The organism is Enterobacter sp. YSU, from assembly GCF_016082135.1.
In the GTDB taxonomy this organism is placed as follows: Bacteria; Pseudomonadota; Gammaproteobacteria; order Enterobacterales; family Enterobacteriaceae; genus Enterobacter; species Enterobacter hormaechei_C.
In genome coordinates, this window is record NZ_CP059487.1 from 2,929,827 (window position 1) to 2,943,103 (window position 13,277).

16 protein-coding genes are annotated in these 13,277 nt (G+C 53.2%); 10 read left to right on the top strand and 6 right to left on the bottom strand.

Annotated features, from left to right (window positions below; all coding sequences use genetic code 11):
• Positions 1-2 precede the first annotated feature (2 nt).
• The 3 genes from H2Z33_RS14220 to H2Z33_RS14230 all read right to left on the bottom strand — a co-directional run bounded on the left by H2Z33_RS14220 (position 3) and on the right by H2Z33_RS14230 (position 3,656).
• The gene (locus tag H2Z33_RS14220) at positions 3-524 is read right to left on the bottom strand and encodes a hypothetical protein (protein ID WP_048974273.1); all 522 of its coding nucleotides are present in this window, start codon (positions 522-524) and stop codon (positions 3-5) included.
• Entirely contained in the window at positions 490-1,308 is an 819-nt protein-coding gene (locus tag H2Z33_RS14225; RefSeq protein ID WP_026094272.1) for a winged helix-turn-helix domain-containing protein, read from the bottom strand. Before H2Z33_RS14225 ends, H2Z33_RS14220 begins: the two co-directional genes overlap by 35 nt.
• Positions 1,309-2,171: 863 nt before the next feature.
• Positions 2,172-3,656 carry a flagellin gene (locus H2Z33_RS14230; protein ID WP_063134910.1) on the bottom strand — a complete coding sequence of 495 codons (1,485 nt, stop codon included), beginning with the start codon at positions 3,654-3,656 and terminating at the stop codon, positions 2,172-2,174.
• 310 nt (positions 3,657-3,966) lie between these two features.
• Between H2Z33_RS14230 and fliD the strand changes: the two genes are divergently transcribed.
• Genes fliD through fliT form a run of 3 tightly spaced genes read left to right on the top strand, consistent with a single transcriptional unit; the run spans position 3,967 to position 6,222 of the window.
• Positions 3,967-5,469 (top strand): flagellar filament capping protein FliD, encoded by a 1,503-nt coding sequence (gene fliD / locus H2Z33_RS14235; protein WP_017692826.1) that lies wholly within the window; start codon positions 3,967-3,969, stop codon positions 5,467-5,469.
• Positions 5,470-5,513: 44 nt separating this feature from the next.
• The gene (gene fliS / locus H2Z33_RS14240) at positions 5,514-5,921 is read left to right on the top strand and encodes a flagellar export chaperone FliS (RefSeq protein WP_017692827.1); all 408 of its coding nucleotides are present in this window, start codon (positions 5,514-5,516) and stop codon (positions 5,919-5,921) included.
• A complete protein-coding gene (fliT, locus tag H2Z33_RS14245; RefSeq protein ID WP_032654672.1) occupies positions 5,914-6,222 on the top strand; it encodes a flagellar protein FliT in 309 nt (102 codons plus the stop codon). Before fliS ends, fliT begins: the two co-directional genes overlap by 8 nt.
• A gap of 116 nt (positions 6,223-6,338) precedes the next feature.
• Here fliT and H2Z33_RS14250 read toward each other — a convergent pair whose 3' ends face one another.
• The 3 genes from H2Z33_RS14250 to flgA form a co-directional block, all read right to left on the bottom strand.
• Entirely contained in the window at positions 6,339-6,782 is a 444-nt protein-coding gene (locus H2Z33_RS14250) for a flagella synthesis protein FlgN (RefSeq protein WP_063134911.1), read from the bottom strand.
• Positions 6,783-6,805: 23 nt separating this feature from the next.
• On the bottom strand, positions 6,806-7,096 hold the full coding sequence (gene flgM / locus H2Z33_RS14255; protein ID WP_017692828.1) for a flagellar biosynthesis anti-sigma factor FlgM: 291 nt from the start codon (positions 7,094-7,096) through the stop codon (positions 6,806-6,808).
• Positions 7,097-7,169: 73 nt separating this feature from the next.
• The gene (gene flgA / locus H2Z33_RS14260) at positions 7,170-7,868 is read right to left on the bottom strand and encodes a flagellar basal body P-ring formation chaperone FlgA (protein WP_063134912.1); all 699 of its coding nucleotides are present in this window, start codon (positions 7,866-7,868) and stop codon (positions 7,170-7,172) included.
• A 259-nt stretch (positions 7,869-8,127) separates the two neighbouring features.
• On the opposite strand from flgA, the gene flgB reads away from it, so the two are divergent.
• From flgB to H2Z33_RS14295, 7 genes are all read left to right on the top strand, one after another.
• Complete coding sequence (flgB, locus tag H2Z33_RS14265) at positions 8,128-8,538, top strand: flagellar basal body rod protein FlgB (RefSeq protein ID WP_015571600.1); 411 nt, start codon at positions 8,128-8,130, stop codon at positions 8,536-8,538.
• 4 nt (positions 8,539-8,542) lie between these two features.
• The gene (gene flgC / locus H2Z33_RS14270; protein WP_063134913.1) at positions 8,543-8,947 is read left to right on the top strand and encodes a flagellar basal body rod protein FlgC; all 405 of its coding nucleotides are present in this window, start codon (positions 8,543-8,545) and stop codon (positions 8,945-8,947) included.
• An 8-nt stretch (positions 8,948-8,955) separates the two neighbouring features.
• Positions 8,956-9,654, top strand: a complete 699-nt coding sequence (locus tag H2Z33_RS14275; RefSeq protein ID WP_015571598.1) for a flagellar hook assembly protein FlgD — start codon at positions 8,956-8,958, stop codon at positions 9,652-9,654.
• A gap of 28 nt (positions 9,655-9,682) precedes the next feature.
• Entirely contained in the window at positions 9,683-10,897 is a 1,215-nt protein-coding gene (gene flgE, locus H2Z33_RS14280) for a flagellar hook protein FlgE (protein WP_015571597.1), read from the top strand.
• 9 nt (positions 10,898-10,906) lie between these two features.
• Positions 10,907-11,644 (top strand): flagellar basal body rod protein FlgF, encoded by a 738-nt coding sequence (locus H2Z33_RS14285; RefSeq protein ID WP_198091801.1) that lies wholly within the window; start codon positions 10,907-10,909, stop codon positions 11,642-11,644.
• A gap of 18 nt (positions 11,645-11,662) precedes the next feature.
• Positions 11,663-12,445 carry a flagellar basal-body rod protein FlgG gene (gene flgG, locus H2Z33_RS14290; RefSeq protein ID WP_015571595.1) on the top strand — a complete coding sequence of 261 codons (783 nt, stop codon included), beginning with the start codon at positions 11,663-11,665 and terminating at the stop codon, positions 12,443-12,445.
• Between the two features lie 62 nt (positions 12,446-12,507).
• Positions 12,508-13,221 (top strand): flagellar basal body L-ring protein FlgH, encoded by a 714-nt coding sequence (locus tag H2Z33_RS14295; RefSeq protein ID WP_015571594.1) that lies wholly within the window; start codon positions 12,508-12,510, stop codon positions 13,219-13,221.
• Positions 13,222-13,277: the final 56 nt, after the last annotated feature.

Here is a 13,277-nt window from a genome sequence, read left to right on the forward strand (position 1 = left end):
GCTTAATTCGTGCAGGCTATCCGTACTACCGTCTCCGTTCCCGATGCCAGGATGCTGTTTTCCAGCAAATAGAGGGAACTGGTGGAGGTTTCGCCGCTCTTAAGCTGCGGAAAAATATAATCCGTCACCTCTTTTTCGTTGCTTTGATCGCCGAGCCGACGGGCGTGGCTAAGCATCGTCAGATGAAGCAGGTTGCCGGAGAAGGACATGGTATAATTCACGCTGCGCTGTACGGGTGAAGCTTGCCCTACGCGTTTTCCGTCCTGAAAATGGCGGATGTTACCGATATAGGTCGTGTGTCCCTCATGAAGTCCATCGCGGTATGAGCGATAAATTCCTCGCGCCAGCGTCACGTTGTTTTCGTCCTTGATAGTGTAAAACGAGGCTGGGGCAAAGCACGTCTGTTTCAGCGGCGACGTGGCGATCGTGTACCCGATTGTTAACGCTAAACCTGTCATCAGGCCGCCAGCAAAGAGGATCTGCGGGCGTTTAATAAAGATGAAAATAGAACGATTCACAGTCATTCTTTTGCTCCTGAATGGGTTTTTGACAGGCAATAACTGCCTGATATTTATCTATCTTTCCCGTACCGGTAGTGATGTATAAAATTTTACCCGGTCTGTAATGGACGCGTCTTTCCAGCACATATTCGCTATAGGTGTGCAGCGTTGCCTGGATAAGTTCTGTTTGGCTTATTCGGTTTTTTTGCACCATCACGATATGGCCGGGGGGGATCCCTTCTCCCTGCCAGAGGATAAACTCGATACTCTGCGGGCTGGGGACAAACGCATTTTTGACGGACAAGGCAATAAGAATACCGATCAGCATGCCGCAGACCGCGAACGCAGCGCTTCGCAAAAGCCTTTTTCGACGCGGTGCTGGCGTAGCGGAGGGGGGAGAAGGCGTAGCCTCCACCGGCATTTCAGGCGGCTGTGGTGGGGGGAGGATCTCAACGCTTTCAGCCGAGGGTTCCGGCGGGCTCTCTTCACGAATAATCAGGCGATAGCCGCTTCGCGTTACGGCAACCAGCGCAATAGCATCCTGCATCTCTAGCGAGGCCAGCGCTCGTCGAAGCTTGTTCACCATAACGCGCACGCTATTATCCGTGACCTCAACGCCAGCGCTACGCCAGCCGATATCCATTAACTGTTCCTGAGACAAAATTTGTCCCTGCGCTTCCACCAGGGCGGCAAGGCAGAGGCAAGCGCTGGCAGGCAGCGTCACGCACTCGCCGTCGCGCGTTCGTGTTAGTAACCTCGTGTGTAAATCCAGCGTCACTAACGATCCAATCGCAATGTAATTGACCATAATATCTTGATACTTCGTAATGAAAGATAAGGTGAATTGAATGGGTATTTATGTTAATTGGGTAAAGTCTTTTCGTTAACAATGCGCAACAATTTCGGGCTACCTAAGGCTTATATCGCAACTATTCGCGGATCGCTAAAGGTAAATTTCAACGATATTAATGTTATTAATGCCGATGTTAAAAATGGCCAGGCCTCGGTTGGCGTATTTGTGTGATAAATAAAGTAAATGCCCTCCCATTTTGATGCGCATGCGGTGATTCCTCTCGCTGAACCTGGCGGCACGATAGCAGTGGGGTGACGCTTATATTCCTATTTTTCTGAGGCTTAGTACGTGAAGGGCAATGACTGACGGGCATTTGCTGACTGCTCAAGTTAGATAAGCTAAACGCTTAAAAATGTATAAGTAACAGGAGGGAATTTCTCCTTTTGCACGCTGTGCAGCGAAAACGATTTTAACATTAAATATCGGCAGTCGCTATAAATGAGTTGGTTAATTTTATCTCACTGGTCATATCATTTAAACAATGTTGAGATGAGCTGTTTAGCGGAAGGTTGCGTTCATAATAAATAAACGAGATGCGTTCGTTCTTTCATTTCGTATTCAATGGCACTTTACGCATGCTATTTATGGTCGATTACCGATTGTCTCCAAATAGGGTAAACGCGTTTTTATATTGTTTTGCGAGACCTTTTTAACCATATTATTTGTAATGTTTTTGGTTGGTTGTGACTTACCTGACAGACGGTCAGGGCAGGGGAGAAGGATTGAGGACGATTAGCGAGGTTCAAAACGAAAAAAGCCCTCCGACAGGGAGGGCTAACGCGCAATAAATACGCGTAAAATGTTGAGGCTTTTCGGGATTAGCGCAGCAGGCTCAGAACGTTCTGAGGTACCTGGTTAGCCTGGCTCAGAACGGATACGCCGGCCTGTTGCAGGATGTTAGAACGGCTCATTGCGGACACTTCCACGGAGAAGTCAGCATCCTGGATACGAGAGCGGGCTTCGGTGGTGTTGATAACAGTGGTGTTCAGGTTCGCGATGATAGAGCTGAAACGGTTCTGAATCGCACCCAGGTCAGCCTGGAAGTTAGTCACTTCGGTCAGGGCTGCATCCAGGTTACCCAGCAGGTCGTCGGCTGCGGCAGCGTTAGCGGCGGTGTTGATGAACGCGGAGTTCGCTGCGCCTGCATCCGCAACGGTAGGGGCAGTTGCGTTATCTGCGAAGGTCAGCTCTTTCACCACGGTGTTACCGCTTGCGTCGGTGCTCTGCGCGAAGTATTTGGTGTTTGCACCGTCTTTCACGGAGAACAGCTGCATGTTGCTGTCAGCAGCGTCAGCGCCAAAGGCCGCGTTGGAGATCTCGTCCAGTTTAGCCTGATCCAGCGTCACTTCAGAACCATCCTGAGCTTTGAAGGTCGCGCCTGCTTTCAGCTTGGTGGCATCGCTCAGCGTAGATGGACCGTTCAACAGGATATCGGCATCCAGCGCGTTGACTTCCGTTACGGCGCCAGCAGGTACAGCACCGTCAATGATCGCATTGCCAGCACCATCATCCTTGAAGGTGATGGCAGAGGTGTCCAGTTTAAACATTTTGTCGGCAGTTTTATCGTAAGCGAAAGCTTCACCATCAGCTACGTACAGCTCGACGTCGCCTGCTGCTGCGCCCACTGCCGTTTCAATTGCGGTGATGTCAGCTGCGGCAACTTTCCAGTTACCGGCAGCAGTGCTGATACCCGTATCGTCGCCCGCTGCTTTCGCAGTGGCTGCCTTGGTGTACTGGCTGGTGGCGCCCGCAGAGCCGGCAATTTTATCGAATGCAGCAGTGAAGCCGTCCAGACCCAGAGAGTCGATGTCCAGTTTCTTCAGATCGATGTCGATGGTCTGGCCATCTTTGTCGCCAATCTGGATGGTCAGTTTATCTTTGGAGCCATCGAGAACGTTAACGCCGTTGAAGTTGGTGGTTTCAGAAATACGTTTGATTTCGTCCAGACGTGCAGAGATCTCTTTTTTAATGGAGTCACGGTCGTCAGAGGAGTTAGTACCGTTTTTTGCCTGAACGGTCAGTTCACGGATACGCTGTAAGTTCTCGGTTACTTCTTCCAGCGCGCCCTCGGTGGTCTGCGCCAGGGAGATACCATCGTTGGCGTTACGTGCTGCCTGGGTCAGGCCGCGGATAGAAGAGGTGAAGCGGTTAGAGATCGCCATACCTGCTGCATCGTCTTTCGCACTGTTGATACGCAGACCGGAAGAGAGACGCTGAATTGCAGTACCCAGAGAAGTCTGAGATTTGTTCAGGTTGTTCTGAGCCATCAAGCTCAATGCGTTAGTATTAATGACCTGGGCCATATCAATATCCTTTTAAATAAAGTAACGACGGCATTCGCCAGTTAAATATGCGATGTCTGTTGCGCATACTGAATTAATCGGATGAAAAGGAAATGACTAAATTATTTTTTCATAATTTTTTATATTCCAGAAAAAGCATTCACAAGTGACGGCAATTCTCCCGATTACCTCAGTCAATAGCCTGATAAGCGTGTAAGAGTGTATTAATGTGGTGGTTTCGTTGTCGCCTGAACTGTAAAAAATTAAACTTTATGGCCGAAACCCCGATGATATCGCTATATCTATCTTCACTGTAACAGGAATACAAATCATGGCTTCGTTCTCTATGTCAGGCCTCGGCGGCTCCGGGTTAGATATTGAAAGTATGATTTCGCAGCTCCAGGTAGCTGAGAATAAAAAATTAAACCCCTATTTGCAGAAGCAGAGCAATTATGAAGGACAAACTTCCTCCTGGGGTAAAATCTCCAGCAGTCTGGATGCGGTGAAAACGGCGCTGAAAAAACTGGAGGATGAAGGGTTCAATGGGGTCAGCATTGGCACCAACAAGGCATTTAACGCAACGGCAGGTAAGGGAGCGATCCCGAATAGTTACTCGGTCCAGGTTGAGCAGCTAGCAAAAGCCAATAAAGTGGGGACGGCACCGCAAAATGCGAACGACACCCAGCTGGGTGACGGCGCCGGTCCGCGTACGGTGACCATCACCGCAGGCAAAGGCAAGCCGATGGAGGTGGAGCTGAAAGATGATGAAACCTCTCTGGTACAGATTGCTAAAAAAATTAATGCTAAAAATGGCGATGTTACCGCGACGGTAATGCCTGCCGAAGATGGCAAATATCAGCTGGTCGTGACGTCGAAAAAGACCGGCGAAGATGGCGAAATTAGCATCAGCGTAAGCGGCGACAGTAAGCTGGCAAAAGTGCTGGATTACGACCCGGCAGTCACGCCGGGGGCAGATAATGCCCGGGAGATTACGCCGGCGCAGAATGCCATTGTCTACGTTGATGGTACGAAGATTGAACGCAGCTCCAATACCATTTCTGACGCCATTGACGGGATCACCCTCGATCTGCGCGAGGTCTCAGAAAAAGATCCTGACGACGCATCAAAACTGAAATCAGAAACACTGTCGATCACCGCCGATACCTCTAAGGTTAAAAGCCTGATTGAAGAGTTTGTGAATGTCTATAACGCCTATCTTAGCGCGGCATCCAGCGCCAGTGCATACAACGAACCGGAAAAGACGACCGGCGATGAACTGCCGCAGGCCAATGCGTCAAACGGCGCGCTTTTCGGTGACGGTACCCTGCGCCGTTTGACCAGCCAGATGAAGTCCGCTGTCGCCGGGAGCTATGGCGATGCCGACGATCTGTACAAATCTCTGGGTGCGCTCGGTATTGAGGTGAAGTTCAACGAAACCAAACCCGGCGAGGAGCGTACCGGGACCCTGGGCATACTCACCATCGACAATAAAAAGCTCGACGAAGCGCTGAAGAAAAATCCAAAGGAAGTGGAAGCTCTGTTTTTAGGCACCGGCTCAACGGGCGGGATCAAGGATCGCATGGAGGAGGTGTTCACCACCTATCTGGGCGATAACGATTCGATCCCGAAGGTTGAAGGGGCGATCTCCACCGCTCTCAAGGGGGTAAAGGAACAAAATACCCGAGTTGAAAAACAGATAGCCCGCATGCAGGAACGCATTCAGGACAGCCTTGACCGCAGCCGTAAGGAATTCCAGCGTCTCGACCAGGCCCTGACGCAAATGAACAGTACGAGCCAGCAGCTTCAGTCCGCGCTGCTTGGGATCATGGGTTAAACTTAACGCATCCGGGCAGGCCAACTGCCCGGCAGGAACCGAAGATGTACACCAAAACGGGCAACAGCGCCTATTCCTCCGTCTCTCTGGACAGCCAGATTGCTGGCGCCACCCCGCACCAGCTCATCGTTTTGCTCTACGACGGAGCAATCAATGCCATGCGTCGCGCCGAGATCTACTTCCAGTCTGGAAACATCGCTCGCCGGGGTGAGATGATCTCCCGTGCAATCAACATTATTGATAATGGCCTGCGCGCCGGGCTTAACCATGAGGTTGGGGGACAGATTGCCGCCGATCTGGAGCGACTGTACGAGTATATTTCGCGCTCTCTGCTGGAAGCGAACCTTAATAAGTCCGGGGAAATGCTCCCGCATCTTATCTCACTGATGGTGGATATGGCCGAGACGTGGAAAGCCATCGACCCACAGGCGCGTCAGGTGAAGCATGGCTGATAAACTCACGCGGCAAATCGCCCTGATGTTGCAGAGTAACGAACGTCTACAGCAGTTAGCAGACGAGGAGGCGTGGGAGTGCTTTACCGAAGAGGTTGCAGCCTACGCCCGGGGTATGCAGGCGCTCTGTGAGTTCGATCTCTCGCCGCTTGCTGAAGACGCCCGCGCACAGCTTGCGCAGCTTCTTGCCCAGGACGAACGTCTGCGCCAGCGGATGTCAGTCCGGCTAGGTCATCTCAGCAATAACATTTCTGCTCTACTTAAATCAAACGCGTCTGCCCAGGCATACCACACTGTCTGACGCTCCCGCCCCTGATGGCGGGAGCGTGTCCCGCCTCAATCCCTCTGCAAGATGACGTTAGCGCGTAAAAAAAGCCCGCCATGGGCGAGCTCGGTTACGGGTAAGCAAGAGGCGAATCAGATGCTGATATTGTATTTACGACCCGCAGGAGCCTGGCTGGATTCCCCGGCGGGGCCGTAGAGCGCGTTGGCGTGACCCACGCGGTCTACCACCTTCTGCATATATTGATTCTTCTTCATATGGTTTTGCAGAAGCGTTTCGACCTGCGCGTTCAGCGTTTTGGTGCTTTGCACCCGCTCTCTGATCAGCTTCCAGCTGGTGAACAGCCTGCTGTTATGGTGATAGGGCGCCTGAAGGGCGGAAAGCTGTTCCTGCTGGAGACGCATTTCATCATAGTACTGAATCGACGAAAGCAATTGGCTTTTATTATCCGATAATACCTGTAGCGAAACGGGATTTATTTGTACGCGGCTGAGCTGATTGACCTCTTCAATCATGATGGCTTCCAGCTCGTCCAGGGACGTTTTCATTTGCGTCAGTATCGGGTACAGCTTATCCATAATGTTAAAAAATCCTGCCGTTATTAATACTCAAAAATATGTCGCACCAGCGCCTGAGCAATTTTCTCTGGCTCGATAGTGAGTTCCCCGGAGGCCATTGCGGCACGGATTTTATCCACCCGTGCATAATCCACGTCACGGCTGTCATCGGTCTGAATTTTTTTTGTCAGCGCGCTCAGGGTCACTTCGGTTTTGTTTCCGCGCGCTTCGCCCGTCGCGACACTATTTTCCTGAGTAGTGCCGCGTGTACGCAGTTCCTGTCCGCCAGCCAGATTGCCAATCGGTGCGGTGGGTTGGGTGCTTTCGATGCTCATGTTTATCCTCGCCAGTAATCGTTACTGCTCTTGCCTATACACTAGTCTTCGGAAATACACGAAAAAACTAAAATTATTGTTCTAAAAAAATTGTCACGGCTCCGTCACGACCCACTTTTCCCGTAACGTTACGTCCACCCGTGGTTTTCACGCGCAGCGTATCGTCAACCGCAGCGTTGTTTAGCGCTTTGCCCTGGCTGCGGATAAAGAAACCCGGTCCCGACATGACCAGCTCTACCGTCTGCCCGGCGCGAAGACGCCACTGCTGGCGCAGCTGGTTTTGCAGCACCGGTTTGCCCGCGGAAAGGGGGCGCAAAAGGCGTTGGCCGACAATGTCCCTCGCCTCAAACATTAACCCAACGGGCAAATCGTCTATGCTGCCGGTCATGGGAGAAATATCGCCCTGCTGCACAATTTCCCCGCCCTTCAGACTATGACTGGCGACCCAGAAGGTTCCCTGGGCGCTAATGCTAAACGGCAGATAGAACTTACGCATGCCGCAGCGCGCCACTGCGGTGCGTTTGCCGGTGAGGCGGTTATCATGCCCGGCCAGGCTCAGGTCAGGATTTTCGCACACCGCTGATAGCTGTCCGGGCGAGGCCAGCAGCGTAACGGTACGAACGATATTGCCTGGATTTTCCGTGAGCTTAACCAGCGCCTCCAGTTTCTGCACTAATCGAAGTTTCGCCGTTGTCGCGGATGGCACGCTGGCATACAGCGGGCTCGCGAAAAGGAGCGTTACCAGCGTTACGCGTAATAATGGAAGCTTCATCTTGTTGCCTTATTGTAAAACCAGTAAAGTAAACGGGTATGCTTATTCTGACTAAATTATATACGTGATAGAAACGCTTTTATTGCGTTAAATAACGACACTTCTGCTGCCGTTTTCATGAATCAGTTCCGCATGTTTTAAATATCTATCTTAATTTCGCTAATAGCGCCTATTTCTGTCAGGTCTTTGCAGTGTGATATTTCATCAGCGCTGTCTACACTATCGCGGTTTATATAAAGCAAGGCAGAGGCCAGAGTGCATGATGAATAAACTTGACGATGCGTTTCGCTTCCAACAGCAAGCGTTAGGTCTGCTCTCGCGTCGGCAGGAAGTCCTGGCATCGAATATTGCGAATGCCGATACGCCAGGCTATCAGGCGCGAGATATTGATTTTTCTCAGCAACTTAAAAATGCGTTAGGGAATAAACCTGCATCAGGGCCTGTCACAATGGCTTTAACGTCCAGCAAGCATATGCAGGGTAAAAAAATGCCTTTTGATGATGCTCAGTTGCTATATCGCGTACCGGATCAACCAAGTGCTGATGGTAACACCGTGGATATGGACCGCGAGCGAGTTAATTTCGCGGATAACGCCATGAAATATCAATCGAGCCTGACATTCCTCGGTGCAGATATTAAGAAAATGATGACGGTAGTCAGTCAGGGGTAAATAAATGACGTTATTTAGCGTATTTGATATTTCAGGCTCGGCGATGGCCGCGCAGTCAAAACGTCTCAACGTGAGTGCCAGCAATATGGCGAACGCAGACAGCGTTGCCGGACCGGACGGACAGCCTTACCGCGCCCGTCAGGTCATGTTTGAAGCGGACACCTCTGCCGGCCAGGGCATCGGCGGCGTCAGAGTCAGCGACGTAGTGGAAAGTACAGCGCCCGATCGCCTGGTCTATGAGCCCGGTAATCCGCTGGCGGACGAACAGGGATATGTACGCATGCCTAACGTCAACGTGGTCAATGAGATGGTCAATACCATTTCCGCCTCACGCAGTTATCAGGCAAATGTGGAGGTGATGAACTCCGCCAGGGCCCTGATGCAGAAAACCTTAACCCTTGGTCAGTAAGGCAGGATATGACAGTTTCAACGGTAAACGACACCAGCGGCAATACCAGCACCTACGGCACGGGCAGCAGTGCAGCCGACCTCTCCGAGCAGTTTATGAAGCTGCTGGTTGCACAGATGCAAAACCAGGACCCGACTAACCCGATGGATAACAACCAGCTGACCTCCCAGCTGGCACAGTTCAATACCGCCGCGGGAGTGGAAAAACTCAACGCATCTGTCGGCAACGTTCAGGCGCTTATGGCGCAGTTGGGCAGTATGAGCGCCGCCTCCTGGGTTGGCCGTGGGGTACTGATCGAGGGCGATCCGAAAGTCGCCTTTGGTGACGCCACGCAGCCACTGGACGGGGAGGAGAAGCCATCAGACAGCTTTAGTTTCCTGTTATCGGGGGATGCAGAAACGGTCACCGTCACGCTGACGGATGATGAAGGCAATGCCTATACGGCGCAGCTGAAGGACGTGAAATCCGGTGTGAAGACTTACACCCTCGACGATCTGGAAAACTTCCAGCCGGAGCCGGGGCCGCCTCAGGACAGGGAATATACGCTCTCCTTTGAGGCGAAAAATCCGGAAGGCGATAACCCGGAAATATCCGGCCTGATTCAGGAGCAGGTGTCTGGCGTCACGATGACGGCCAACGGCGCGGTACTGCACCTGCTCAATCATGACCCCATCACCATGGGCGACGTGGTTGTTATCCAAAAATAGCGAATAATTTACTCTCTGGAACTTCAATATGAGCTTTTCACAAGGTCTTAGCGGCCTCAATGCAGCCGCCAAAGCGCTGGACGTGGTTGGAAACAATATCGCCAACTCCCAGACAGCAGGTTTTAAAGCAGGCTCCGTGGCCTTCGCCGACATCTTCGCCGGAACGACGGGTCTCGGGGTTCAGGTTGCGGGCGTGACCCAGAACTTCGGCGACGGTGGCCTCACGGCGGGCAATAGCTCGCTGGATATGGGCTTACAGGGAAAAGGATTTTTCCGCATGGTAAGCGAAGGTGGCGCCGTCTATTACGGACGTAACGGCCAGTTTAAGCAGGATCAGAACGGCAATATCATCAACAGCACCAATGGATTGTACCTGACCGGCTACCAGGCGACCGGTACGCCGCCGACAATCGCCCCTGGCGCACCGGTAGGACCCATTCGTATACCTACGGAAGACATGCCCCCCGCGGCGTCCACCGCCGGATCCCTTACGGGTAACCTGAAGTCAGATGACACCACCATCATCACCGACTCGTTCGATTATAGCGATCCGAAAACCTACAACTACCAGAGCCAGATTGAGGCGACCGACACGCTGGGCAATAAACACACCGTAAAGGTCTACTTCGTGCAGACCGCGGCAGGCGAGTGGAAAGCTTACGCGCGCGATGAAACCGCGCCTGGCACGCCTGATGTGACCTCCCTGGATTTAAAGTTCGATAGCAACGGCAATATGGACACGGCGGCGATGGCCAGTACCAAAATGACCATTAACGGGGCCGCGTTTAATGGCTCCGCGCCGCTGAGTATCGACATGGATCTTTCCAGCTTGACCCGCCGGGCCACCGATAGCCTCGTGAAAGTTGACACCATCGACGGTCAGGCCCCGGGTAAATATCAGAGCTTTGTTATTGGCGACAGCGGAGAAGTGGTCGCGACCTACAGTAACGGTCAGCGTCAGACCGTGGCACAAATCGTACTGGCTGATTTCGCCAACAGCGGTGGGCTGGCGGCTGAAGGTAATAACGTCTGGAGCGAAACGCCGCAGTCCGGCCAGCCTTTCCTTGGTACTTCCGGCTCCGGCAGCTTCGGTACGATTAACGGGAATATGCTTGAGCAGTCTAACGTCGATCTGGGTCAGGAGATGGTCAATATGATTGTCTACCAGCGTAACTACCAGTCGAATTCGCAAACCATCAAAACCCAGTCTGAGCTACTCCAGACGCTGGTTAACCTGCGATAAGGGCGGCGGATGGATCGCGCAATATATACCGCATTGAGTGCTGCCAACGCGGCGCTCAACCGCCAGGCCGTGACGTCGAACAATATGGCTAACAGCGCCACGGCGGGCTTTCGTGCTCAACTGGCCGCGTTTCGCGCTGTGCCGGTTGAGGGGCAGACCCTGAAAACTCGCGCGCTGGTAGCGGAATCGACGCCGTATAACGACGACACCATGGGACCGATTACCCACACCGGACGCAGTCTCGATGTTGCACTTCCGCAGAACGGCTGGCTGGCGGTAGCCTTGCCAGACGGTAGTGAAGGGTACACCCGTAACGGCGGCATTGAGATCGATCGGGATGGCGCATTGCAGGTTGGCGGGAAGCCGCTGATGGGCGATGGCGCACCGCTGGTGGTTCCTCCCCATTCGCAGATCACCATTGCGGAGGACGGTACCGTCTCTGCACTTGGCGCGGGTAATGAGCCAACGGCCGTCGTGCCGGTCGGAAGACTGAAAATGGTTAATGCTCCCATGAGCACCCTGATCCACGGCGACGATGGGCTGTTTCGCCCGGCGGCGGGCAATGCGTTGCCCCAGGATGACGCCATGCGTCTGAGTCCTGAATCCCTTGAGGGAAGTAACGTGAGCCCGGTGAAGGCCATGACGGAGATGATCGCCACCGCACGCAGCTTCGAGATGAACATGAAGGTGATCCGCACCGCGGATGAAAACGCGCAAAAGGCCAACCAGCTATTAAGCGTGGGCTAACCCGCGCAAGGAGTACAGATGATTCGGTCATTATGGATCGCAAAAACCGGTCTGGAAGCACAGCAGACCAATATGGACGTGATTTCAAACAACCTGGCGAACGTCAATACCAACGGCTTTAAGCGCCAGCGAGCGGTGTTCCAGGATTTGCTTTATCAAACCATGCGCCAGCCCGGTGCACAGGCTTCCGAACAGACAACGCTGCCAAGCGGCCTCCAGCTGGGTACCGGCGTGCGTCCGGTCTCTACCCAGCGCGTGCATACTCAGGGCGGCCTGAACATGACCGGCAACGATACCGATGTCGCTATCGAAGGCAAAGGCTTCTTCCAGGTGCAGTTGCCTGACGGCAGCACCGCGTACACCCGTGACGGACATTTCGATAAAAATGAAAACGGTCAGTTGGTAAACGCAGAAGGCCATCCCATTCTGCCGGGCGTCGTAGTACCGCAGGACGCCAAAGAGATGCAGATAAGCCCTGATGGTATCGTCAGCGTGACGCTCCCGGGTCAGGCTCAGCCGCAGCAGGTGGGGCAGTTGACCCTGGCGACCTTTGTCAACGATGCCGGTCTCGAAAGCATTGGCGGCAACCTCTATCGTGAAACGCAATCCTCCGGCGCACCGAATGAACTGAATCCGGGCCTTGAAGATGCGGGTACGCTCAAGCAGAAGTACATTGAGACGTCTAACGTCAACGTGGCTGAGGAGCTGGTCAATATGATCCAGGTCCAGCGCGCCTACGAGATCAACAGTAAGGCCGTTTCTGCATCCGATCAGATGTTGCAGAGGCTTACCCAGCTTTAATTTCCTCTCTCTTACCGCTCCGGGCGCAGGCTCGGGCGGATAGATGGTTTATCGACACGTAAATGAAAACACTTTTTACATACAGTCCAACAGGGCTATCGCGTCCTGCACTGCTGGCGGGCGTGCTGCTGCTAAGCGGCTGCGCGCATATTTTGCAAAAACCGCTCGTGGACGGACCAACGTCGGCAGAACCATTACCGATGGCACCGGTCACAACCGGCGGCTCGCTGTTCCAGGCAGGACAGGCCATGAACTATGGCTATCAGCCGATGTTTGAAGACCGCAGGCCGCGCAGCGTGGGCGACACGTTGACGATCCTGCTTCAGGAAAACGTTAGCGCCAGCAAGAGCTCCTCCGCCAGTGCCAACCGTAATGGATCGGCCGGAATGGGATTACTGGCCATGCCGGGCAGCTCGAACAGCTGGCTGGGTAACGGCAAAGCTGACTTTAACGCGGAGGGAAAAAGCGACTTCTCCGGCAAGGGCGGGGCGGCAGCGCGCAACACCTTTACCGGCACCATCACGGTGACGGTAAATAAACTCCTGCCGAACGGCAATTTACAGGTGGTCGGTGAGAAGCAGATAGCCATAAACCAGGGGACCGAGTTTATACGCTTCTCGGGTGTGGTGAACCCTCGCACCATCAGCGGGGCCAACACCGTGCCCTCAACTCAGGTGGCGGATGCGCGCATTGAGTATGTCGGCAACGGCTACATCAACGAAGCGCAGACGATGGGCTGGCTGCAACGCCTGTTCCTGAACCTTTCTCCTTTTTGATACGACGATGAATACAAAATCCATTCTGTTATTTCTCGGCCTGCTGCTCAGCATTC